The sequence below is a fragment of the Mesorhizobium sp. M8A.F.Ca.ET.181.01.1.1 genome (assembly GCF_004792025.1).
Taxonomy (GTDB): Bacteria; Pseudomonadota; Alphaproteobacteria; order Rhizobiales; family Rhizobiaceae; genus Mesorhizobium.
In genome coordinates, this window is record NZ_SRTV01000005.1 from 72,309 (window position 1) to 95,978 (window position 23,670).

11 protein-coding genes and 11 pseudogenes are annotated in these 23,670 nt (G+C 59.8%); 13 read left to right on the plus strand and 9 right to left on the minus strand.

What is annotated here, in order from left to right; genetic code table 11:
* Positions 1-27: 27 nt before the first annotated feature.
* Positions 28-1,224: pseudogene (locus EN824_RS18870) on the minus strand (IS91 family transposase).
* A 10-nt stretch (positions 1,225-1,234) separates the two neighbouring features.
* Positions 1,235-2,115: pseudogene (locus EN824_RS36560) on the minus strand (tyrosine-type recombinase/integrase).
* A gap of 169 nt (positions 2,116-2,284) precedes the next feature.
* Between EN824_RS36560 and EN824_RS18880 the strand changes: the two are divergent.
* Positions 2,285-3,036, plus strand: a pseudogene (locus tag EN824_RS18880) (IS66 family transposase); the annotation flags it as partial.
* A 140-nt stretch (positions 3,037-3,176) separates the two neighbouring features.
* Here the strand turns inward: EN824_RS18880 and EN824_RS18885 are convergent.
* The 4 genes and pseudogenes from EN824_RS18885 to EN824_RS18895 form a co-directional block, all read right to left on the minus strand.
* Positions 3,177-4,178 (minus strand): annotated as a pseudogene (locus tag EN824_RS18885) (tyrosine-type recombinase/integrase).
* Positions 4,175-5,096 (minus strand): annotated as a pseudogene (locus EN824_RS18890) (tyrosine-type recombinase/integrase). The pseudogenes EN824_RS18885 and EN824_RS18890 overlap by 4 nt, the downstream one beginning before the upstream one ends.
* A complete protein-coding gene (locus EN824_RS36030) occupies positions 5,093-5,575 on the minus strand; it encodes a tyrosine-type recombinase/integrase (RefSeq protein WP_245501510.1) in 483 nt (160 codons plus the stop codon). Before EN824_RS36030 ends, EN824_RS18890 begins: the two are co-directional and overlap by 4 nt.
* Positions 5,520-6,335 (minus strand): hypothetical protein, encoded by an 816-nt coding sequence (locus EN824_RS18895; protein ID WP_245501511.1) that lies wholly within the window; start codon positions 6,333-6,335, stop codon positions 5,520-5,522. Before EN824_RS18895 ends, EN824_RS36030 begins: the two co-directional genes overlap by 56 nt.
* A 124-nt stretch (positions 6,336-6,459) precedes the next feature.
* On the opposite strand from EN824_RS18895, the pseudogene EN824_RS18900 reads away from it, so the two are divergent.
* Positions 6,460-6,593: pseudogene (locus EN824_RS18900) on the plus strand (transposase domain-containing protein); the annotation flags it as partial.
* 42 nt (positions 6,594-6,635) lie between these two features.
* On the opposite strand, the gene EN824_RS18905 reads toward EN824_RS18900, so the two are convergent.
* Positions 6,636-7,634, minus strand: coding sequence for a succinylglutamate desuccinylase/aspartoacylase family protein (locus tag EN824_RS18905; RefSeq protein ID WP_128314879.1), 999 nt, complete (start codon positions 7,632-7,634; stop codon positions 6,636-6,638).
* 631 nt (positions 7,635-8,265) lie between these two features.
* Between EN824_RS18905 and EN824_RS36035 the strand changes: the two are divergent.
* The 4 genes and pseudogenes from EN824_RS36035 to alr form a co-directional block, all read left to right on the plus strand.
* Positions 8,266-8,653: pseudogene (locus EN824_RS36035) on the plus strand (IS110 family transposase); the annotation flags it as partial.
* Positions 8,654-9,130: 477 nt separating this feature from the next.
* Positions 9,131-10,412: pseudogene (istA, locus tag EN824_RS18920) on the plus strand (IS21 family transposase).
* A pseudogene (gene istB / locus EN824_RS18925) lies at positions 10,412-11,211 on the plus strand (IS21-like element helper ATPase IstB). The pseudogenes istA and istB overlap by 1 nt, the downstream one beginning before the upstream one ends.
* 899 nt (positions 11,212-12,110) lie before the next feature.
* A complete protein-coding gene (alr, locus tag EN824_RS18930) occupies positions 12,111-13,250 on the plus strand; it encodes an alanine racemase (RefSeq protein WP_128314881.1) in 1,140 nt (379 codons plus the stop codon).
* Between the two features lie 361 nt (positions 13,251-13,611).
* Here the strand turns inward: alr and EN824_RS18940 are convergent.
* Both EN824_RS18940 and EN824_RS18945 read right to left on the minus strand, forming a co-directional pair.
* A pseudogene (locus EN824_RS18940) lies at positions 13,612-15,090 on the minus strand (recombinase family protein); the annotation flags it as partial.
* Positions 15,080-15,277 (minus strand): hypothetical protein, encoded by a 198-nt coding sequence (locus tag EN824_RS18945; protein WP_128314882.1) that lies wholly within the window; start codon positions 15,275-15,277, stop codon positions 15,080-15,082. The gene EN824_RS18945 and the pseudogene EN824_RS18940, both read right to left, overlap by 11 nt.
* A gap of 344 nt (positions 15,278-15,621) precedes the next feature.
* Between EN824_RS18945 and EN824_RS36040 the strand changes: the two are divergent.
* From EN824_RS36040 to EN824_RS18975, 7 genes and pseudogenes are all read left to right on the plus strand, one after another.
* Positions 15,622-15,746: pseudogene (locus EN824_RS36040) on the plus strand (IS3 family transposase); the annotation flags it as partial.
* A 517-nt stretch (positions 15,747-16,263) separates the two neighbouring features.
* Entirely contained in the window at positions 16,264-16,830 is a 567-nt protein-coding gene (locus EN824_RS35280) for a hypothetical protein (protein WP_189343588.1), read from the plus strand.
* Between the two features lie 476 nt (positions 16,831-17,306).
* Complete coding sequence (locus EN824_RS18955; protein ID WP_128314960.1) at positions 17,307-18,317, plus strand: hypothetical protein; 1,011 nt, start codon at positions 17,307-17,309, stop codon at positions 18,315-18,317.
* Between the two features lie 732 nt (positions 18,318-19,049).
* On the plus strand, positions 19,050-20,297 hold the full coding sequence (locus EN824_RS18960; RefSeq protein WP_128314958.1) for a methylaspartate ammonia-lyase: 1,248 nt from the start codon (positions 19,050-19,052) through the stop codon (positions 20,295-20,297).
* A 20-nt stretch (positions 20,298-20,317) separates the two neighbouring features.
* Entirely contained in the window at positions 20,318-21,469 is a 1,152-nt protein-coding gene (locus EN824_RS18965) for a CaiB/BaiF CoA-transferase family protein (RefSeq protein WP_128314957.1), read from the plus strand.
* A gap of 133 nt (positions 21,470-21,602) precedes the next feature.
* Entirely contained in the window at positions 21,603-22,547 is a 945-nt protein-coding gene (locus EN824_RS18970; protein ID WP_245501519.1) for a CoA ester lyase, read from the plus strand.
* Between the two features lie 85 nt (positions 22,548-22,632).
* Positions 22,633-23,559: a LysR family transcriptional regulator gene (locus EN824_RS18975; protein WP_128314956.1), complete on the plus strand. Its 927-nt coding sequence runs from the start codon at positions 22,633-22,635 to the stop codon at positions 23,557-23,559.
* Positions 23,560-23,670 lie beyond the last annotated feature (111 nt).

Here is a 23,670-nt window from a genome sequence, read left to right on the forward strand (position 1 = left end):
GGTGATTGCGAAAGCGGAGCGGTTCTTTCATGAGGTGTCCCAGTATGGCGGGGGTCCAGTGGCGCCGTCGAAGATACCGACGATGATCATCTGGCCTTGACGATAGGCGGGGCATTGCCTGAGGGAATGACCGGTGAGATCCTCATAGCGCTCGCGGTAATCCCTTTCGGATGAGCCATCCGACGGCTCTGGAACCGGCATGCCGAGCAGGTCGCGGCAGTGGGCGAGCTTTTGCGCGCGGTAGCGATTGCCGAGAAAGCCGTAGTAGCGGATGCGATGGAAGCCCTCGGGCAGGACGTGCACCAAGAAGCGGCGAATGAACTCGTCGGACGCGACGGTCATGACCTTTTGCCGATTGCCGTGCCGATAGTCCTTCCAGCGGAAACGAACAGCGTTGTCCTCGATGTCGACGAGACGGTTGTTGGAGGTGGCGACGCGGTGCGTATAGCGGCCGACATAGTCGAGCACCTGGGCAGGTCCGGCGAAGGGCGGTTTGGCAAAGACGACCCACTCAGCCTTTCGTAGCGGCGCCAAATAGCGCCGGAAGGCGTCGCGCTCGCTCAGGTGCTGCAGGCCAGAGAAAAACTGCAACTGCCCGGCGTCGAAGGCTTTCTCCAGGTGCTCCAGAAACAATCGTCGGAACAGGCGTGAGAGCACCCGGACCGGCAAGAAGAAGCCGGGCTTGCAGGCGATCCACCGACGACCGTCGGCAGACAGGCCGCCGCCGGCGACGACGCAGTGCAGATGCGGATGATGAAGCAGGTTCTGGCCCCAGCTGTGCAGCACGGCGAAGAAGCCGATCTCGGCGCCCAGGTGCTTGGAATCGGCGGCGATGGTGCGCAGGGTCTCGGCGGCGGCACGGAAGAGCAGGCCGTAGACGAGCGCCTTGTTGTGATAGGCGATGGCGGCAATGTCGCCGGGCAGCGTGAAGACGACGTAAAAGTATTGCGTGTCGAGGAGCTCGGCGCGACGGTCCTCCAGCCATTTGCGCGAGCCAGCGATTGGCAGCGGGGCAATGCCTGTCGCGGCAGCTGTTGAAGGCGATGCGCCGGTGGCCGCATTGATCGCATGCTTCGACATGCCCGCCGAGCGCGGCGGTCCGGCACAGTTCGATCGCCGTCATGACGCGGCGCTGGGCGGTCGACAGCGACGCGTCATGCTGCTCGCGATAGGCTTCGCTTAGCGGCGGAAGATATCCGCCACTTCCGGCCCCGAGCGGTCCATCGGCGCGAGCTCAGAAGTACTGAGGCTGGGCGGCCGGCGGCACGGTGGGCGCCGGACGCGGTAAGAGCTCGAAGGGGCTCGATGTGGCGCAGACCTTGTTGGTGGCAATCCGCAGGTAATGGGCGGTGGTCGCGAGGCTGCGGTGACCGAGCAGCAGTTGAATGGTGCGCACGTCGGCGCCGGCCTCCAACAGATGGACGGCGAAGGCGTGCCGCAAACTGTGCGGCGTGACCGGTTTGGACAAGCCGGAGAGGTCGCACGCTTTCGCGCAGGCCTGTCCCACCGCACCCCTGGTGATCGGCTGGCCGGCACGATCGCCGGGGAAGAGCCACGCCTTTGGCCGCCGCAGCTTCCAATAGTCACGCAGGATCTCCAGCAGCTTGGGCGACAGCATCACGTAGCGGTCCTTCTGGCCTTTGCCCTGCTCGACGCGGATGACCATTCTCTGGCTGTCGATGCCCGTGGGCTTTAGCTGAACCGCTTCCGAGATGCGCAAGCCGGCGGCATAGCAAGTGGTCAGGATGCGTGGTGTTTGACGTCGAGGACGCAGCCGAGGAACCGCTGAACTTCCTCGGCACTGAGGATGATCGGCAGCTTCTGCGGCTTCTTGGGAAGCGGCAGGACCTCTTCAGGCGCCCAGTCCCTCTCGAGCGTCACACTGTATAGAAAGCGCAGCGCCGCAATTGCTGGGTGGATCGAACCGGGCGACAGCTTCTTCTCGTTGGTCAGATAAACCTGATAGGTCCGAATGTCCTCGCGCCCGAGCAAGTCCGGCGACTTGCCGAAATGGCGGGCGAACAGCGACACCTGTTGGAGATACGACAGCTGGGTGTTGAGCGCGAAGTTGCGCACCTGCATGTCCTCGCTCATGCGCTGGCGAAGTTGGGTCATCACAAGCTCCTTTGTCCGATGGAGGGGGCTGCAAGCAGCTACCCCCATGCTGACGCAGTCGGAGCTTGTTGTGGACACATCACCAGCGCCACAGACGCGATCAAGTCACGCTGTCGGCACACACTCTCCTTGTCGCTCCGCGACTGCGGAGCGGGTACGGCTTCTTACGCCGGCACGTCTTGTCGAAGGCGGCATTCCTACAGAGGCCACGGTGGCTCATGTTCTGGTGTCGAAGTATGCCGACCACCTTCCCCGGGCAAGGCAGCTTCCTGCTTCGCCCTGTGCATGAGCGGCTGTTCGAGCGGCTGAAGGCTTCAGACAAGCTCTTGGCGGACGAGACCACTGCGACCGAGCTTGGGGCGGAATGGACCTACCCGGCGTCGCCTATCTCTACGCTCCGGACCGCAAGGCCGAACAGCCGATCCGGCATCTTCAGAGCTTTGTCGGAACCCTGCAGGTCGACGGATCGCGGGTTACAAGGCATTGGCCGAACGCAACGCCGTGAGCTTGGCCTTTTGCTGGTCGCATGTGCGTCGCCGCTTCTATGAGCTCGCGCAGTCCGGCCCCGCGCCGATCGCGACGGAGGCGCTCGCCCGCATCGCCCAACTCTACCACGTTGAGAGCGATATCCGCGGTCGTTCCGCCGACGAACGCCGCGCGGTCCGGCAGGAGAGAAGCCGTCCCGTCATCAATGCCCTTGAGCCGTGGCTTAGGCAGCAACTCACTCTTATCAGCCAGAGGACCAAGGCTGGCGGAAGCTATCCGCTATGCGCTCTCGCGCTGGCAAGATCTGACACGATTCCTCGACAACGGTACGATCGAGATCGACTCCAACGTCGTCGAGCGCGCCATGCGCTCTTCGCCGGCTCGGACGGCGGCGCCGAGCACTGGGCAACGATCGCTTCGCTGATCGAAACCTGCTTATGCCGCGCGCGGCATAAGCAGGTTTATGCCGACCGGCGAACTATGCCGAGCGCCTCGTCCGATCATGGCGGTATGATGCGCTTTGCCCGCCGTTTCGACCAAGAACCCGTCGTTGACACTCGGCATAGTTCTCATGCTCAAAGGGCGTTCAGGAGCTCAAGAAGCTGGTCGTTTGGCCGAAATCGTTCCGCCTTTGCGCGTTCGTATGGCTTCAGCTTGGCAAGTGCGGATTCCTTCAGCTCAAGATATGCGTGAATATAGGTCAGCGTCGTTTCCATCGCCTCATGGCCCAGCCATAAGGCGATGACCGAACAATCGATGCCCGCCTGCAGCAGCTGCATGGCAGCGCTGTGCCTCAAAACATGGGGCGACACCCGCTTCGAGCGGAGGGTGACGCAGTGTTCGCGAGCCTTGGCGACATATTTGTTCAGCAGCGCCTGCACGCCGTCGGCGCTCAGTTTTGCCGCCGTGCGTGTTCGGAAAGAGAGCCGTTGCGCCCCGCTTCCTGGGCTCGTTGAGCCAGCCCCGAAGGGCTTGCTGTGCAACCTTGGTGAGCGGCGTACTTCGCTCCTTGCGGCCCTTGCCAAGGCGTCGCACGTGGGCACCGTGCCCCAGCATCACCGAGTCCCGGTCGAGATCGATGATCTCCGAGACCCGCAACCCCGTTTGCGCGGCCAGCAACAGCAGAGTGTAATCACGCCGTCCCAGCCATGTGCTGCGATCCGGACAGGCCAGGATCGCTTCAATCTCGGGCTGGTGAGAAACTGAAGCTGTCGCTTGTCGCATCGCTTGCTCGTGATCGCGAGCACGCGTTGAATCTGGGCGCTATGGGCCGGCTCCTCGAACGATGCATATCTGAAGAAAGACCGAATGGCCGTGAGGCGGAGATTACTGGTCCTTACTGAGGCGGATCGCAGTGTCTCGAGGTCTTCCAGGAATGCGCCGATGAAAGGCGCGTCCAAATCCCGCAGTGTCAACTGTGACGGAGACCTGCCAAGGCGTGTCTGCGCGAATGCAAACAGGAGCCGGAAGGTGTCGCGATAGGAGGCGATGGTGTTGGAGCTTACGCCTTGATGTCGCATGAGCCGATCGGTGAACCACCGCTCGATCAGCACGGCCAGATCATTCGGGGCACTCATGAGCGAGCCTCCCACCGCTTATCCAGCAGTCGCGCGGCATGGGTCATTAGCTCCGGCGCGGCGGATAGATACCAGTAGGTGTCGCGAACATTGGCGTGGCCGAGAAAGGTCGAGAGGACCGGCAGTTCCCGCTCGACATCTTCGCCCGCGCGATACCAGTTGGTCAGGGCCTGGACGGCGAAATGGTGACGAAGATCGTGAACCCGCGGACCATTGCGCTGCCCCCGCTGCCGCAGGCCGATCTACGCGACAGCTGCCAGAACACCCGGTGCACGTATTGGTGCAGCAATCTGCCGTCCTGCTCGGCGACAAAGAAATAGGGGCTACAAGGCGCGACGAGATGCGCGTCGCGTCGCGCGGCATAGTCCGACAGCACGGCGACCGTCGTGGCATGGAGCGGGACCAGCCGCGACTTGCCGAACTTCGTCTCTCGAATGGTGAGGATACCTTGGTCCAGATCGACGTCGTCCCGGCGCAGGTCGAGCGCTTCGAAATGGCGTAGCCCGGCGACCGCTATCAATCCGAACAGACAATGATATGTCCAGCGACGCAGGGCGTTGGCCGGCGGCAGCGACAGTGCCGCCGCCAAAAGCGCCGTGATCTCAGCATCGGTATAGATGTAGGGCTTGGCCCGCCGCGCCGGCGACACAGCGTCTTGAGGTGGCACTTCCGTCAGGGGATCGAAATGAGCGAGGTGCTGAGCGAAGCAGCGCACATCGGTCAGGCGGATGGACCAACTCGGTTGTCGGCCGATCAACGTCACCCACTTCATTGCCAGCCCGTGGTGATGGTCTCGGCGCCGCGAGCCTCCATGAAGGTGACGAAATCCGACAACCGTCGAGCGGGGCCATGATACTTGTATCCCAATCCCTGGCGCATGCCCACATAGCGCTCGAGCGCTGTTCGAAGCCGGCTCATTGGATACCTCCCGGCCAGGGCAGGCTCAGTTCGCGCAGCTTCTCGATGTCGAGCTTGGCATAGATTCCTGTGCTGTCGATGCTCCGGTGACGAAGCAACTGGCCGATCTCGGCAAAGCTGGCCCCCGACCGCAGCAGGTCGGTCGCAAGGCTGTGGCGGAAGAGGTGCGCGCCGTGGTGCGCATAGCCGTGAATACCCGCCCGCTCGAGGGCCTCCTTCGCGATCATCATGATGGCACAGCCTGAGGCAAAGCCGACGTGCGGAGCAAGCATTCGTAGAAATAACCGGCGACACGGTGAAGCCGGTCGCCCATGCCGGATGTAGGCGACGATAGCCGCACCGACGTCGTGGCGTAGCGGCATCATCGCTTGCCGCCGTCCCTTGCCATGGACGAGGACACTGCCCGACTGCCAATCGATATCATCAAGACTGAGCGCGGCAACCTCGCTGGCGCGCAAGCCCAGCTTGGCCAGCGCCATCAAAACCGCATAGTCGCGAAGCCCCATTGCCGTGGTCCGATCGCAGGCGATCGAGAACCACCTGAACCTTCTGTGGTGACAGGAAGGTTGGTAGGCCAGCAAGCCGCCAGCGACGGATCGACGGCACACAATCGGCCAAGGCCACCGAAATGAAGCCCTTCAGATGCAAATAGCGCAGGAAGGCGCGCACCACCCCGCACATCGCCTTGCCGCTGTCGGCGGAGCCATCGAGAGCATGTCGCTCGACATAACCGATGACGATCTCCGGGGTGAGCGCCGCAAACCCATCTGCGCCAGCCGGACAGACCTCCTGCAGAAATCGGCGTGAGAGCAGCTTGTGGCCTTCCACCGTCGAGTCGGCGAGCCCTTTCTCATTCGTGAGGTAAGCCGCGAACACATCAACAATCTGCTCGTACTCCGTGCGCTCAATCGGAAGGGCGGTTGGTATCAAACCGTCTTGCCGTAACGCGGCAAGCAAGCGCCGAAGCGCCGATCGGTCGCCCGAATCGATGCTCCAGTGTTTGGAACGGTGCTCCAGAAACCGCTCGACATGAACTTCGCTCAAATCCCGGAGATCGTGCCCGTTACCGACATGCCAGTCTCTCAGCTCACGAAATCGGCTTAGCGATCGCCAGGTGCATTGCCGACCGAAGCCTTCGTCCGACAATCTGCCCGCATAAACGCGTGCAAACTCGCCATATGGCCCGTGGATCAGCTTCCGATAGAGCGTGCTGCGTTGCAGATAGTCACTTGCGTTCATGTGTCCTCTCCTTCGCGTCAATTGCGACGGAGAGAGCCTAAGCTATGCCGATCCAGCTACCGCTATGTTGAGGAAAGTGTTGGTAAAAACTTGCTCACTCGGCATAGTTCGCCGGTCGGCATAAACATGCAAGCTAAACGGCGTCGAGCCTCACACCTACCTCGCTGACGTGATCGCCCGGATCGTCGCCGGCCATCCACTAAGCCAGATCTGCTGCCTTGGGCCTACAGACCCATGCCGCTCAAAGCCGTGGCCTGAGAACAGCGGTTACCAGAAGGCACGATTTCGGCGAACTTGATTTCAACGATTCAGCGGTCGCGCCAAGAGCGCTAACCATTCGCCGACTTCGACATAGCCCCCGGATCGAACACCGCAGACGATGGAAGGGCCAGGCGACCGGATATCACTGGAATTTGCCGACGAAGAGTCCATCGGATGCAGGATGCCAATGAGATCTCCCTGCTTCACTTCGCCCAACATCGAGCAACGAGGTTCGAAGATACCCGGCAGAGGCGATTTCAGTTCATCGGCTGGGCGCCGCGTATGAAGTGTCTGGCCGGACCTCCGTCGACGGAAGGTCGGATACTCGGCTTTTCCCTCGACGACTCCCAGCGAGATGAGTGCGTTGCGTACTCCAGCGTCGTAGATCGCGAGAGCTTCATCGCCGATAATGCCGCCGCCCAGTTCAACACAGACGAATACCTTACCTTGGTTGTGGGCCGAGATATCAAACATTCCGGGCGTATCTGGATGATCCCAGACCAACGTCATAGGTAATTTGAACGCCTCTGCCATTCTGATTGTCTTGATCATGAGAGCGGGATCTGCAATGGGATGCGTCGTCGTCGATGGTGGAAAGTCCCAGATTGGTCCGAAGCTGTGCAGATCAAATACGGTGTCGGCCATCGGCAACAACAGGCGGGAAACGGCATCCGCGATTCGTTCGGTTAGCGACCCCTCGGCACGGCCCGGAAACACTCGGTTGAGGTTCAATCCATCGATCGGCGTATTGCGACTGAAAGCCTGCACGGCCGGCGGATTGAGAACGGGAACGATGATAATCCTCCCACAGATTTGCGCTTCGGGCAGCCATGCAATAAGCCGTTGCGCAACAAGTGGCCCCTCCAATTCATTGCCGTGACATCCACCAGTGATAAGGAGACGAGGTCCATCACCTTTGTTCAGGCTGAAAACCGGAAGCGAAAGAGCTTCGCAGTCGGCGCCTTTTGGAACAACAAGATGCCCTTTGCTCGTGCCGGGCTTGTCGGGGTCAAACGTAAGATGTGGCGGGTTGCTCATTGTTCAGCCTAGTGTGAGTATTCAGCGACTTGGCGCCGAGTTTACGTTTCTTCGCTCTGCAGTATGCACCAACCTGTCTTCGATTCGCCAATATAATGTCTCGACCCGTGCCGTCGCGTCTTCAGATGGCTGGCCTCGGCGGGTCACGGGAGACTGTGCGCTTACTGCGAAAGAAGGCCACGTCGCTCGATGAAGAGTATGCGGCCCAATTCTCGTAACGCGTCCCGAGTCGTACAACCCCGTCCGGTAGATGGTCGGGATCCGTGAACTCTCCTCCCTTCCGTTTCCCTGCATAGCGTTCTGACCGCCAAGAACTCTGAACGCCTTCGTTTAATAAGAAGGCAGGCATGCAATATCGGTTGCCGATGACCAGGTTCGAACGGCGTGTCCGCTTCGGGGTCTAGCAGGTGTTTGCTCAGCAGCCTGCGGCGAATTCGGCGGCCGGCGCAACGCCGTTTCTAGAATCAAGAATGATCCAGGCTTGCAGATGACGTCGACATGGCCAACGCGTGCTGACCGTCCGCGGCAGATAGTGATGGGCTTGACGCCCCTCGACGGCATCGATGTGCCAGAATGGTGGTGTTTGACAGCCCTTAAGAGAGGGAGCGTCCACAATGAAGTTAACACCGGGTTGGACCTAGTGAAGAATGTGATTCAGGCGCATGGAGCGGATGCGGCGGGCGCCATAGTTATCCGTAAGCAACTGCGACGCGACAAGGTGCTTGCGTTTCTCGCTGGGCAGCCGGCCTGCTTGGTCGCCATGGAGGCCTGTGCTGGGCGCATCACTGGGCGCGCGAGATCGACAAGCTCGGGCACTCCGTTCGTCTGATGCCGCCATCCTATTTGAAGCCTTTCGTAGGCCGCCGATGCCGAGGCTATCTGCGAGGCCGCGCAGCGGCCGACCATGCGCTTTGTCGCCGTGAACAGTGAGGATAAGCAGGCGAGTGCGGGTCCGGGCTCTGCTGGTGCGGCAGCGCACCCAGACGATCAACGCCTTGCGCGGCCATCTCGCAGAATATTGACTGGTCATTGCCCAGCCCCTTCTCACCACCGCCAAGCTGATGGAAACCTGAGTGCGACCTGCCCGAAGCCCGCCTGGCCCTCACCATCTGGTCTATACGCTGAGCTGGAGGAAAGGATCAAGCAGCTCGATGCCGAGATTGCACGCGTGCCGAGAGGATGAAGACGTGGGGCGGGGCAACAATCCCCGGCGTTGGTCCGATAACCGCCCGAGCGATCCGACAGGGTCTCGCCAATATAAATATCCAAACCGAGCTCACTGCAGCGGCGGTGAACCTGAAGCGGACTGCCGCTTTGTTTGACCGATTCCTGGGATTGCTGCTGTTGATGCACGCTCTGAACCTCGTTGACGAGACCCGACGAGGGCATCCGGTAGTTCCGACACCAAGACCACCGCTGTCTCGTGTCGGGCGACATGCACAATTGACCCCCTAACGCACAAAGAACTGACCCCTCTCTTTTGAGAGGACCCATAGATGGCGATCGAGATTTCGGTGACACCTGCATTGTCGAGAACGATGCAGGGAGAGACGATGCTGCAGGCGGAGGAAGTGATGTCGATGGTGCGCCTGCATCAATGTGGCTGGGGCGCGAAGCGGATCGCCAAGGAATTCGGCTGCGCGCGCAATACGGTACGTCGCTACCTTCGCGAGGGTGGTGTCATTACGTATCGAGGCCGGCCGCGCGTGTCGGCGCTCGACGGGCTCGATAACTGGTTGCGGGAACGCTTCTTCCGGCATGAGGGCAACGCGGACGTCATTCGCCAGGAACTGGCGGGTGAACATGGGATCATTATAAGCCTGCGGTCGGTAGAACGCCGGGTGCAGCATTGGCGTCGGGAACTGAAGGCGCAGAAGCGAGCGACGGTGCGCTTCGAGACAGCGCCGGGTCATCAGATGCAGATCGACTTCGGCGACACGCGGGTATGGATCGGCGGCGAGCGGGTGCGGATCCATGTGTTTGTCGGAACGCTTGGCTATTCGCGTCGGATGTATCCGGGCCTCGCAGCGTCAGCGCCAGGCAGACTGGTTCGAAGGAATGGAAGGCGCTTTCCTGCGGTTCGGGGGCGTTCCAGGGGAAGTCCTGATCGACAATGCGAAGGCGCTGGTCGAACACCATGACGCGGTGACGCGCGAGGTGAGATTCAACGCGCGGCTACATGCCTTCGCCCGGTATTGGAGCTTCACGCCGCGGGCCTGTGCTCCCTATCGAGCACGCACGAAAGGAAAGGACGAACGCGGGCTCGGCTACGTCAAGAAGAACGCGATCGCCGGACGCCGGTTCGAGAGCTGGGCAGCGTTCGAGGCGCATCTGGACCGGTGGACGCGCGAGGTTGCCGATCAACGTGAACACGGCACGACCGGTGTCGCGCCGGTGGAACGCTTTGCCGCTGAAGCTCGTGCGCTACGCCCGCTGGCCGGCCGTGCCCCGTTCGGACAGTTGCGGGATCTGGTCCGCAAGGTCCAGGCCGACTGCGCAATCGATCTCGACACGAACAGCTACTCGGTCCCCTGGCGCCTGATTGGCGAGAGCGTCCAGGTCGTCGTTCTGGCCGGCCGCGTGATCATCCGTCATGCGGGCCAGGTCGTCGCAGACCACGCCCTTTGCCGGGGGAGAGGACAACGGATCGTGGATCGGGCGCATTTTGTTGGCGTTGCCGGCTTTGACGGGCCGGTCCGCGCAGATCCCATTGAGATCGCGCCGGCCTTGCTGCGGCCGCTCGCGGAATACGAGGCGGTTGTCGGAGGGGCCTGGTGATGACGACCGTGGATCATGACATGCTCATCGCAACGCTCGATCGACTGAAGCTGACGGCGATCCGCGATCAGCTCGACACGTTGCTGGACGAAGCTGCTCGCTCAAAGATGACGTTACGGGAAGCCCTGAGCTTCCTTGTGTCACGCGAGATCGCCGGCGCGACGAGCGGCGCATCTCCATGTCGAGCAAGATCGCCCAGTTCCCTTTCGTGCGCGAACTGGACGGCTTCGACTACGAGGCGCAGCCTTCACTGGATCAGGAGCAGATCAGGGAACTGGCGACCTGTCGCTGGATCGCGCACGGCGACACGCTTTTGTTCCTCGGCCCACCCGGCACGGGCAAGACGCATCTGGCCGTGGCCCTCGGCCGCGAGGCGATCTGCCAGAATTACAACGTGCAGTTCATCACGGCGGCCACACTGGTGGCGATGTTGGCCAAGGCTCATGCCGACGGCTCGCTCGACAAGCAGTTGACGACCTTGTCACGGCCGAAATTATTGATCATCGACGAACTGGGCTATTTGCCCTTCGAGGCCAACGCCGCCCACCTGTTCTTCCAGCTTGTGTCGCGGCGTTACGAGAAGGGATCGATCCTGATCACCTCCAATCGCTCCGTGGGCGAATGGGGGAGCGTTTTTGGCGATCCCGTTGTGGCCACGGCGATCCTGGACCGCCTGCTACACCACTCCACGGTGATTACCATCCGCGGCGACAGCTACCGTCTCCGCGAAAAGCGCCGGTCCGGCCTTCTGCAGAAAACCCGACCGGCATCCGAAAGCAACGAAACCGCAAACCAATGAAGGGGTCAGTTCCTCGTGTCGGTAAAGGGGTCAATTCCTCGTGTCGCTTGACATCTCGTACCAGGGCACTTGTTTCGGAGACAGAGAGGCTTCGATTGGGCACAAATCATGACGCGCGTATTGCCCAAGTTTGCAGAGCGCGCCCAGATGAGGCGTGCAGCAAAGCAGCGGCTTGACCAATGAATCGGACAGGCCGCGATGAAAGGATAGCGATCGCTGGTAATCCAAATTCTGCGGTTGGACGATCTCAGCCGGGGTTGGCGACAGCGGGACAACAAACGCTCGGCGAGAAAACGTGACGAATCGGCCCGCGCACCTCGCGTACTCGTCGACGCTCTGTTCACTGGCTCTAGCGCCGGCCGTTGCTCCGAAGCTGCTTGCGCCAGTCATAGACATGCCAGCGCGAGACCTAGTGTTTACGCGTAACTTCCGCAACGCGCACCGTGGCTCGGCCTATCCGACGTGTTGTTCTCTTCACGGGATTCAGCAAGTCTCAGGACCGTGCTATCTCGCAAGTCCGTGTTGTCTCGCAAGACCGGCCCCAAAACGCCTCCTACACATCTCTGCAAATGGGTCGTTTTGAACAGCGAGAACATCTCGATCAGCAATAACTCCCAATCACGAGAACATTTCAGCAAGAATGCATCTAGTCATCTACAATACATGGCCATAATAATCGCAAGTAACAATCCACAGTCATTTAACATTTACCGAAAATAAAAGAACAACGTAAATGTTAACTTTTTAAGAAGTTTTCTTAAAGGCGATTTTACGTTAGCCGTATTGACTTAGTGCGCAATTACCGCAATTTTGCTCTGATGTATCTGTGCGCGGTTCTGATTTTGTGGCGTGACCGCTAAGGCCGCATCGCAGTCTACGAGTTAGCTGGAGAGCAGAAGATGTTTCCACTAGTACGGCCTGCAAATGTTATATTTGAGATCAATCTTGAGGCGATCCAAGCAAATTTCCGTACCATCGGGGGTCTCGTTGGGCCGTACGTAAAGGTGGCCGCAGTCGTCAAAAGCGACGCTTACGGGCTTGGCGCTGTAGAGGTTGCAGGGGCGCTAATCGATGCCGGCTGCGAGCTGCTCTTCGTCGCTAATTTAGACGAAGCTTTGCTTCTGAGGTCAAACCAGGTAGATAGGGCTATTGCGGTTTTTTGTGATGAATTTGCGAAATTTCACCAGTACTATCGATCCGAAGGCCTCATACCCGTTGTAAACAATTGCGCTGAATTGGAGGTTATTCGTGCAACGCGGACACAAACATACTTTCTGAACGTGGAAACCGGATTCTCCCGTCTCGGGCTAGCTTTTCCCGACGTGCGTCGCGCGCATGCTGCAGGCATCTTCGACCAGTGTCCGCCCTCGGTCGTACTCAGCCACCTCGCGTGCAGCGAATGCTCTACGGACCCGACTAATGCGTTTCAAAGGAATCGCTTTGAGGCGATCTACGATATGCTTGGGCCCACAATAGGAAGCCTCGCTGCCTCGGCCGGTGTTTGGTTAGGTAAATGCTATCATTTCGACATGGTACGAGTGGGCGCAGCATTGTACGGACTTAACGACGCTGGCATTCAACCCAATCCGCTGATGGCCGTTGCAAGCCTCCGAGCCAAAATACTCGATGTGCGCTATTTGGCCAGCCGGGAGGCTGTTGGCTACGGCGCGACGTTCCGGACAGTTCGACCTAGCCGCATAGCAATCGTCGGGATCGGCTTCAAGCATGGCCTTCCATGGGCCTGCGCAAACAAGATATCCGTTAGACTTGCTGGATATTCGGTCCCTGTAATAGGAACAATATCCATGGAATACACGACGATAGATGTAACAGACGTTCCGGAGGCGCTTTGCGCGCCGGGTGGATTTGTAGAACTGTTAGGTAAAGATTTTACGCCAGACGACTTTGCGGCCGCCGCTGGTCTTAACGCAGCAGAGCTGCTGACTCGCCTCGGTGGCGGCTGCTCAAGACGTTATCTGCCCTCTAAACTTCATCAGCCGAGTTCTAGAACAAGAAGGTCGAATGGGTATCTCGCGTGATGATTTCAACGGCTGTCTCCTCACGCCAGGCTTTCACGGCTATTTGCACCGTCCGCAGGCTTTTGGTCGTGAACCCTGTTTGATCGACGTTCATCAGCCTCTGCAGCACGAGGGCTGCCGGCGGAATTCGCTGCCGTCGATCCCGATTCGGTGCATGATCACAGCCAATTTGCGGGCGACCGCCACTCGGGCTTTCTTGCTGCCTCTCCGGCGCGCCAGGCGCGCGCGCCTTGCGAATCGCTTCAGTCAAAGCTTCCGGTGTTGAGGCAATCTTGCCACGCCACACCACGGCGCCGGCTTCGTCAAGAACGCATACCGATGTAGGGTCGAGGGAAACATCCAGACCAACAAAGTGCTTTATTGTTGTTGGCGCCGACCAGACAGCCCGAAGGTCTGTGGCCAGCGCCGTGATGCCCGTTGCCAACACAGGTGATGGCCTCGGCGTCGCGGCATCATGCGCGGTGATCTTGTTCTCGATCTCACCAACACGGATGAGTGCCTGGTTCCAACCCGCTTCCAGTTCCGCCGCGACCAGCCGGTTCTCGGGATCGCCCGCGTCATATTGCCGGAAGGCCCGGTCGGCAGCGTAGCGGGCAGCCTCAAGATCCCGACTGACGGCGTCCCGGACCTGGTCACGACGATTGGCAGCTTGCGCCTCAGCTTCGGCAGCGGCAGCAATCGCTACCGGCTCCACGACTCGCAGGAGCGCCTCCTCAATCGCATCATCGACGCGCAGTCCGCCAAAGGCGATGCATCGCGGCTCGCCATTGTCGAGCAGACCCCGCCAGCAAGAATAGCGCGCAATGTTGTGCTTGGTGCCCGTGTACCGCACCGTGAGCTTGCGGCCGCAGCGCCGGCAGCGGACAAGCCCGGCGAGCAGAGCGTCCATGCTTGGCGCCCCGTGATGCCGGCTCGTGGGCACGTTGTCGCTCACCATCTTGCGGATCGCTTCCGCCCTTTCCCAGCCGACGTAGCCTTCGTGTGCACCGGGGATCAGCGCCAGCCATTCATCTCGCGCCTTATGGCGGCTGCGCGAGCGAATGGCTGTTGCATCATACCCCGACGCAGCACGAGTCTTACCATAGGCATAGGCGCCGCCGTAGATCGGGTTCTCGATCATTCGGTGGATGGTCGCGTAGCTTGGTCTGCGCCAGACCACATCGCCATTGTTGCGCTTGGCAGGCAAATCCAGCCCATGTTCAAGGAACCAGAGCAGGGCCTGGCGGGCACTACCGAGTTCCGCCACCTTATCAAACACAAGGGTGATGGCCTCCTGCACACGCCGATCAGGTTCCTTCTCAAGTCGATCGCCGACCTTCACGAAGCCGACAGGGGCTGCGACGACGAGTTCGCCGCGGCGGGCCTTCTCGTCGCGAGCCGACAGCGAACGCTGGCGCAGAAGATCGAGTTCATACTCGTTGAGACTGCCCTTCAATCCCAGCAGCAGCCGATCATTGCCCTGACGCGGCGCATAGACTGTCTCCTGGTCGATCAGCACGGTATCGACGACACGACACATCTCGATAAGCTGCTGCCAGTCGCGGCTGTTGCGGGCAAACCGCGACACCTCCCGTGCCGCAACCGCCCCGACCTTGCCGAGACAGACCTCGGCGATCATCCGATCGAAGCCGGCGCGTACCACGCCGCCGGCGGCGGAACGGCCGAGATCGTCATCGATCGTCTCTACGCGAGACCAGCCAAGGACCGTCAGGTGGTCGCGCATCGCATATTGAAGCATACTGCTCTCACGATTGTGCAGGACCTGATGGGCTGACGACTGCCGCACATACAGGATCGCTTTGCGCTCCAGATGATGCGGCCCAATCTTCTCATGCATCATGATCCGCGCCCTCCCGTTTTGCGGCACCCTCGCCGTCGACATGTCCGAGCATCAGGCTGACCATCAGCTTCGTCACTGATCGGCGCGCCTCGGCCGGCAGCGCCTGCCATTGCGGCGTCTGCACTGCGTCGGCGTCGTTCGGCTTCGAGAACAGATCGAACTGGTATGTCGTGGGCTGGCGCGGCATGGACATCTCCCCGATTTGCGTGACATCCCAATGCTGCGCCCATCTCCGGCGATTGCGATGGGGTCCCCGTGTCGTGGAGCAGTTTCGCCAGGGTGCCCAGCGCGGCAAGGTAGACGTGCGGAGCAGTCGTGATGCGCCAGCTCGCGCTGAGGCTCCGATCGAACATCCACCCGGGAACCTCCAGCCAGCGATCCGATACCCGGCCAGAAAGACTACAGCGGAAAACCTCTGCTTCGTTCTTGTCGATCACTTCATGAATATGGACCTGGCGACCCGCCCAAGGATGCCATGGATAGAGAAGCTCGCGCTCCGGCCGGTTCCGTGGGTGTTCCGTCGCCGAGTTGTATAACAGCGTGCGGCCTCATTCGCAGATCGGATGGCGACGCCGAACGAGTTCGCACAGACCTTCAATCCGCGACGGTCGCTCGCGCTGCGCAATGCGAAAAGCTCCGCGCCAGCCCCCGTCGCTCCACCGCCCATCAAGGCAATCAAATGCCGGAAACGAACTCAAAACTGGATAGAAACTGGAGGCAACGTCACGACCTCCGCCACCTCGGGATGGGCCAATACACGCTCGACCGCGGCGCTGGCGGATGATAGATGATCACACGCGCGCCGATACGGGTCTTCTCTCGCAGCTTGAATGAGGGCTGGATGAGATTGCCGTGCAGCCGCACTGCGTCATAGTGACGAACAATCGTCACCGTGGCTTCCGCGCCCACGAACCTACCATAGCCGACCAGGACGAACGATGGCACCGTTCTTCTGCTCGACCCATGCCTGATCATTCTTCCGATAGCACGGGAACGCGTCACTTCCAATCCTCGACTTCTGCACCAGGAGACCACGAGTTCATTCATGAAGGCAAATCATTGTCAAAGTCCACGCCTTGAAGCGGAAAGGGGAACAACGACCTGGCCCGCACGACGGCAGCGATGACAAGACCACTTTCTCGCGTCCGGACCGGCACGCACTCGGTCCAGCCTGTGGCGATATCGGTCAAGACCATCATTTGCACACAGCTGCCGGGAGCAACGAAGCCGCCCTCGACATATCCGGGCGGCGGATCGTTCCAGTCGCCGAAGCTGCGCACCGGAAGCGACCGACGCACCCCAGAACTCAGTCCGGCGCGAGGGCGCTGTCCCCGGCGATACCGCACGAACTTCCGGAAGCAGGCGATCGATCGTCGCAGCACTGATCGTCAGCAGCTTGTCGCCAAATTCGCCATCCAGATCGAGCCGGCCATGCCGCTCAAGAGCCGGCAGCAAAATGGCAATCGAGCAAAGGCGATCGGACGCCTCCACAATGCCACCCGCGCCTCCCAACTTCGGGGCGATAAAGCAGATATTGTCCGGTGGGCGTGGGACCGACGGCGCGAGGTCGCAGCACCCGGATCGCATGTTGCGATTGTGGCCGGTAACTGCGACGAGCTCGTCCAAATCCGTCGTTTGTCGGCCCGGCAGCTCGATCGATATCGCTCGACAATCGCTTCAACCAATTCCAACCTTGTCGCCGCTAACCCGCCCCGCCACCCAGCCTCCGAACCAGGATGACAACAGGGCTTCATCCCGTCGGGACGGCGACCCTCGGTAACAATCAACGTGAGGCAATGCGGGGGGCAGTTTCTCAATTCGCCCGACAGTTAACCAAGAAGTGTCTTCGCTACTGCATTAGACGAACGCATGAAAACGATCACACAGGCAAGCGACGGGCCTCGCGGCGTGCGCTAATAAGCCGACCATACCCAACAGCACGGACGCATCCCATCAGCTACCCCAGGCCCAGGGTTTGGTCGAATCTCGCGACATCCACGCATAGGTGTTCAGCTTGTCTCATTGAAGACCTCTATGTGCGATCTGATACATTGAGGTACAGTATTCCGGCCCGCGCGGCTTGAAACACGTGGCTTCCTTCCTTGGCACGCCAGTTGCTGGAGACTTCATGCAAGGTCCGCGGCTGGCCGTTCCTTCAAGCAAGGCAAGTCGGGCAAATGAACGTGATAGAAGCCAAGTCAGCAAAGGGGAAGCCCATGCGGATAGCAGTCGTCCGGAACCGTGATTTTACTGGCGTAATCAACCGGTTCGGTCAGCCTTATCCAGAGTCCCCGCACCCTTGGCCGCAAAGTGGTGCGACAGCCCATAGGGTGGTGGCGGCACTACAAGACAGTGGTCACGAGACGCTGTTATGTGAAGGCGACAAAGGACTCCTCGACAGGCTCGAACGATTCATGCCATCCGACCCGCAAGGCCGCCCTTCCGGAGCCGTCTTCAACTTGGCAGAGGGGATTCAGGGCGAGTACCGTTTCACCCACGTCCCAGCCATGCTTGAGATGGCGGGCGTTCCATACACTGGGTCGAGCCCACTCGGACACGGGCTGACGGACGACAAGGTCATCAGTAAGACACTCATGCGCAGCTGCGGCGTGCCCACGCCAAATTTTTGTGTCATGCGCGACAGCACCGAGAGTGCCGGCAATCTCCGATTCCCAGTGGTAGTCAAGCCGCGTCACGAGGACAACAGCTTTGGTTTGCAACTCGTACATGAGCCCGGTCAACTGAGGCAAGCAGTGGAATTGATTGTCACGGAATATGCGCAGGATGCGCTCGTGGAAGAATACATCGACGGGCGAGAAATCCATGTCGCGCTACTGGGAAACGGGCAACCCGAGGTGTTGCCCTTCGCTGAGATCGACTTCGGTGAACGCGAGATTGGCCTTTTGACCTGGGAAGCGAAACACCTCCCGGCCGAGCAGCCTACGACGATTTGCCCGACGCAAATTGAGAGCAGCCTCGCGATTTTGCTGCGGAACATTTCGGTTGCGACCTTCCGTGCCTGCCAATGCCGAGATTATGCCCGCCTCGACATCCGGATCGACCGCTCCGGCCGACCTTTCGTATTGGAGATCAACTCAATGCCAGGGCTCAGTATGAGCTCCGAATTTGTCCTAGCCGGGATCGCTGCTGGACACAGCTACTCGAGCTTGATCAATCGCATCCTCGACGTCGCCCACACGCGATATTTCGGAGTCGGCATTGCCTAAGCTGAGGGTTCAGCATCAGAGGCAAAAAAGACGGAGCTGACAGTTCAGCGGGCCTGCCAGTTTCCAGTCCGCAAGAACCCGAGAAACTGCGGCGACAGCATGACCGTGAGATCCTTTGGCGGCCTTGCAGTGGAGGCGTAGGTCACCATCCGATCGCTGTCGACATCCGCCGCCTTGAGACTCACCGCCTCCGAGCGCGCAACCCCGCGCCATAGGGCGGTGGTCAGCGCAGTGCGCGACTTCAATAAGGGCACCGTTGCCCACAAAGCGCACTACATTGTCGGTGCTCAGGATCGTCGGCAACTTGCGGAGGCTTGCGCGCATAGACCGGATCTCGCGTGGTCCAGCGTCAGCGCTACTGAATGTCTTCTCGACTCGGCGCAGAAGAAAGCCACGCACGGAACGTCTGGCTCAGCGCCGGCCAGGAAAGGCCCTGCGACGTTAGAAGCGCGAAAAATGTTTTGGCCACGGTGCTGAATGGCAAGAGCTTGGCGAGGGGCTGGGCATGCGAATCCGCCAAAGCCAATGGGCGCTTCGCATCGGCAAGAAAGATGACTGTTGAAGTTGGCCCCACATTGATTGCGTTAGGCGATGTCGGCCTCCTCGCTAGCGAGCTCCTTCATCTGGAAAACAGATGGTACCGCCTCCGACTTTATATTGGCGGCGGGGCTGGCAGGTGACGCATAGTGAGCCAGCCTACAATTGCGTCTTGAACAAACCGAGCGAAACGAAGTGCAGATCAAAGACGTCCTCCTTGCGTCTGGCAACGGCGCATTCTTCTATGACGATCAAGCTGCCATTAGGTCCGGCGCAACCCAGGACGGCTTCATCTATGTCGGCGAACCGATAACGCCTGGGTTCACGTCGCTTCGCATTCCGGCATCTTCGCTGAGCGTCGGGCTTGTTCTCACGGACGACACCGTTGTTTGGGGCGACATGATGGGCGTTCAGTACTCTGGTGCTGGCGGACGCGATCCTGTGTTTGAAACTAATCAAATCTCGGATTTGACGTCGCGCGTCGTGGCACCACGGCTTCTCGATGTCGATGCGTCTCTTTATCTTGATGCCTGCGCGAAGGTTTTCGAGCCATTCGAACAGCAGCGGCTATCACTCGCGATTGAGTACGGCGTCAGCCAGGCGCTGCTTCGAGCCGCGGCCTACCTCCAGCGCGCCACAATGGCAGAGGTTGTATGCGCTGAATTCAACTTACCGCTGCCGACGCGCCGGGTCCCGATTTACTGCCAGAGCGGCGATGCTCGCGAAGTCAATGTCGACAAGATGATTTTGAAGGCGGTGGATGTGCTTCCCCACGGTCTGATCAACTCACGGCAGAAATTCGGCGTAGACGGTCAGACCTTCATGGAGTTCGTGAAGTGGGTCGCGAAGCGTACGCGCGAGATCGGCCGTCCCGGGTATAATCCCGTGCTGCATTTCGATGTCTATGGCTGGATCGGTCAAGAAATCGGCCTGGAGCCGCAACGGATCGCCGATTTTATCTGCAGGGTTGTCGATACCGTTCCGGGTTTTACGATCAACATCGAGTCCCCGGCGGACTTTGGTTCGACGCAAGCTCAAATTGAGAACTACGCCGAGATCGTATCCATTTTGGACAGCCGAGGTTCCACTGCTCGAATTGTCGTCGATGAGAGGTGCAACACGCTTGAGGATATTCGGCTCTTTGCCGAAGCGAGAGCCGCGCATCTCATTCAAATCAAGACGCCCGATGTTGGCTCATTGGCTGACACGGCACATGCCGTGCTCCTGTGCAAGGAGAACAAGGTAGGCGCGTACGTTGGAGGAAGCTGTACCGAGACAGATCTCTCTGCCCAAGCTTCTGTCCACATATCGGTGGCGACCCAGGCAGACATGATGCTCGCAAAGCCCGGGATGGGTGTCGACGAGGCATTTTCCATCGTTGGGAACGAACAGAACCGGTTGCTCGCCATCCTGAACCGTCGAGCAAGTAAAAATGTTAGTTGAAAAGGGGCGGTGTGTCGGCAATGCAGAATAGCCTTGAGGGGATCACCGTCGTTGCGGTGGAGCAGGCCGTGGCAGCGCCTTATGCGTCATCTCGCCTTGCGGATGCCGGCGCCCGAGTGATCAAGATTGAACGGCCGGAAGGTGACTTTGCCCGAAGCTACGACAAGTTGGTTCGGGGGCAGAGCGCTTACTTCGTCTGGCTCAACCGGGGCAAGGAGTCGGTTTGTCTAGACCTGAGGTTGGAGGCGGACCGCGAGGTTCTCGACACACTCGTTGCTAGTGCAGACGTCTATATCCAAAATCTGAAACCGGGCAGCATCGAAAAACTGGGTTTCGCGTCTGGGGATCTCCGTCGACGTTTTCCGCGGCTGATCACCTGCGACATCTCTGGATTCGGGAACACAGGGCCGTATTCGCATTTGAAGGCTTATGACCTCATCGTCCAGGCCGAAACAGGTCTATGCGCGATCACCGGCAACCAACAAGGGCCTGCGCGTGTAGGGGTTTCGGTTTGCGACATTTCGGCGGGCATGACAGCACATAGCGCCATTCTTCAGGCCCTCTATCACCGCGAAGTCACCGGTGAAGGCACCAGCATCCAGGTGTCTCTGTTCGATGCCGTCGCCGACTGGATGAATGTTCCGGTTTTGCAAAACGACTACAGCGGCTACCACACGGCACGCGCCGGCGTGAAACACCCGTCGCTCGCGCCGTATGGCGCCTATCGGTGCGCCGACGGCAAAGACGTCATCTTTTCTGTTCAGAACGACCGTGAATGGGTAAATTTTTGCGAGAAATTTCTTAGGCAGCCGGAGCTCACACGCACTCCCGGTTTTGCTGACAACATGGAGCGCCTCGGTCACCGCGCGGAACTTGATGAGATCATTGAACGGCGGTTTTCCGAATTGTCCTGCCACGAAGCAATGCAGGAGCTTGAGGCGGCCGGTTTGGCGTATGGTCGCCTGAATGAAGTCGCGGATATTTCAAATCATCCTCACGTTCGGAGGGTTGGGGTTGGCACACCGAAAGGAATTGTAGATACAATAGCGCCAGCAGCGATCTTCAACTCTGAGCGCTCCTCGCTGCGTCCAGTTCCGGCTCTAGGCGCTCATACCCAGGCTGTCCGCGAGGAGGTTCGAGGGCTTTTGCGCGAAAGAGCCGCGTCAGCGTGAGCGCGCGTTTGAGTAAGGTGAGTCTGCTCGCGGTATATGAAGAGCCTGTCTATCTCGGATCATCTCAGCGCATCGGCCATCCAGCAAGCCCATCGCCGTCACGCTCGCTAACATTGATCACAGGGGCGACTCCATGATCAAGGACACCTTTCCGGCCGTTGAAGGCGCGATGTCTGTACCACGCTGGAGATCCCTGCTCTTTGTACCCGCTCACGTCCCGCTCTTTGTGGAGGCTGCCCATGAGCGCGGGGCAGATGGCGTCATACTCGACCTCGAGGACTCCGTTCCCCAGGATCAGAAGGGAACGGCACGGCGGCAGCTTCCTGAATGCGTTGCAAAGGTAGGCCGGAAGAACGCATCTGTTTTGGTCCGCGTGAATCATGGTTTGCGCGCTTTGGCGGCCGATCTCGATGCAGCGGTGATGGCAGGTGTTAACGCACTGGTTCTCCCGAAGACGGAATCGGCGGAGTGGGTATTAGAGGTCGCGAATGCGGTTTCGGAACTTGAACGGGAAAGAAATCTTCCGCCGGGAGGCATCCGGTTCCTTGCCCAGATCGAGACCCCAGGCGCCTTGCAAAGACTCGCGGCCATTGCGTCGGCGCATCCAAGGATGGTCGCAATGGCGCTTGGTCCTGAAGACTTCAGTGCCGCTGTCGGCGGTGCCCCGGAATTTGATCTGCTCCTGGCCCCGAACCTTGCCGTGCTGTTCGCTGCCCGCGCGGCCGGATTGCTCCCTTTGGGCTTTATTGGAAGCGTTGGCGAGTTCTCGGACACCCATAGACTTCGTGAAACCGCGGCGCATGCGCGGCGGCTTGGCTTTGCCGGAGCTTTGGCGATCCACCCGGCACAAGTGGCCATCTTCAATGAGGCCTTCTCGCCGAGCGCACAGGAGATCGAGTGGGCCCGTCGTGTTCTCGCGGCGGAAAAAGATGCGGCAGGGCAGGGCCGAGGCGCTTTCGCCTTGGATGGAAAGATGATCGATCCACCGGTGATCCGAAGGGCCCAAGAAATTACCGCCTGGGGTCCGGAACCGACTTGGGTGTTTGAGCCTTCTGCGGCTGGTTTAGAGCAGACTTAGTGCGCCCTGGCACAATTATTGCTGTCGCGCCATCGCATTTCGAGATAGATTACATAAATTGGAGTTCGCCCTCGGAAGAGTACCCGTGGAAATCAGGCAGTTAAGATACTTCGTTGGCGTGGTCGAAGCAGGCAGTTTCACCAAGGCCGCTGGCTTTCTGAATGTCGCCCAGAGTGCGCTGAGTCTGCATGTGCGCCAATTGGAGGAAGGCTTCGGCACTCAGCTGCTGATACGCGACAGGACCGGCGTGAGCGTGACGGCGTCAGGAGCCAAACTGCTCGAGCGGGCGCGGGCAATTCTCAAAGAAATTCGACTTACCGAGGTGGAATTGACCAACACAGCCGCTTCCCCTGCCGGGGAGGTGACTATTGGCATTCCGTCTGGAGCTGCTCGCGTCCTGAGCGGTCCGCTGCTTGAGGCGGTGAGACACGAACTGCCCAAGGTGTCCCTCAAGATGGTCGAGGGTATGACGGGACCGCTAGAGGAATGGATGGCGGCTGGACGCTTCAATCTGGCGGTTCTGTACCGCACAGCAGACAGTGTGGGGCGAATGACGGTGCTAGCGCGCGAAGACCTTTGTCTGGTGGTTCCGTCCGGCGAGCCACCGTTTGAAGATGCGATATCTCTGGCCGACCTGCATGCATTCCCCCTGGCGGTTCCCATGCGCAACAACAATGTCAGGCGTTCGGTGGCTGATGTCGTCGCACAACACGGTTGCGCGCTGGACGTCAGGTTTGAAGTGGACTCCCTCTCAACGATCATCAACATGGTCGTAGAGGGAAAAGCGCATTCTATTCTCGCCCCGTCTGCGGTTCAGAAAGAAGCCTCCCAAGGGCTGGTCCGGACTGTCAAGATCGTCGATCCGGTGATTACTCGGTCCGTGGTGCTCGCTGTAAATCCCAAAGATGAGCGTTCTGCGGCCGTTTCTGCGGTCCGCAAGCTCATTCCGAAGGTCGCCAGAAAATTGATTGAAATCGGGGACTGGGCGGCGGTGGCGCCTGAGGCGACCTGACAAACTAACCTGTAAAGCTGGGCATGATCTTTTGCGGCCATTGGGACCAGCCCGATCTGGATTCCAGATGGATTTCGGCAATATTCGATATTTGACCCGCCGCGACCATCG

Excerpts from the sequence above, each read along its gene's own strand:
- EN824_RS18965 (WP_128314957.1), top strand. The coding sequence starts at position 20,318 with ATGCAGAATAGCCTTGAGGGGATCACCGTCGTTGCGGTGGAGCAGGCC.
- EN824_RS18905 (WP_128314879.1), bottom strand. The coding sequence starts at position 7,634 with ATGAGCAACCCGCCACATCTTACGTTTGACCCCGACAAGCCCGGCACG.
- EN824_RS36030 (WP_245501510.1), bottom strand. The coding sequence starts at position 5,575 with ATGGCGCTGGCCAAGCTGGGCTTGCGCGCCAGCGAGGTTGCCGCGCTC.
- alr (WP_128314881.1), top strand. The coding sequence starts at position 12,111 with ATGTTTCCACTAGTACGGCCTGCAAATGTTATATTTGAGATCAATCTT.
- EN824_RS18895 (WP_245501511.1), bottom strand. The coding sequence starts at position 6,335 with ATGAACGCAAGTGACTATCTGCAACGCAGCACGCTCTATCGGAAGCTG.
- EN824_RS18945 (WP_128314882.1), bottom strand. The coding sequence starts at position 15,277 with ATGCCGCGCCAGCCCACGACATACCAGTTCGATCTGTTCTCGAAGCCG.
- EN824_RS18970 (WP_245501519.1), top strand. The coding sequence starts at position 21,603 with ATGATCAAGGACACCTTTCCGGCCGTTGAAGGCGCGATGTCTGTACCA.
- EN824_RS18955 (WP_128314960.1), top strand. The coding sequence starts at position 17,307 with ATGCGGATAGCAGTCGTCCGGAACCGTGATTTTACTGGCGTAATCAAC.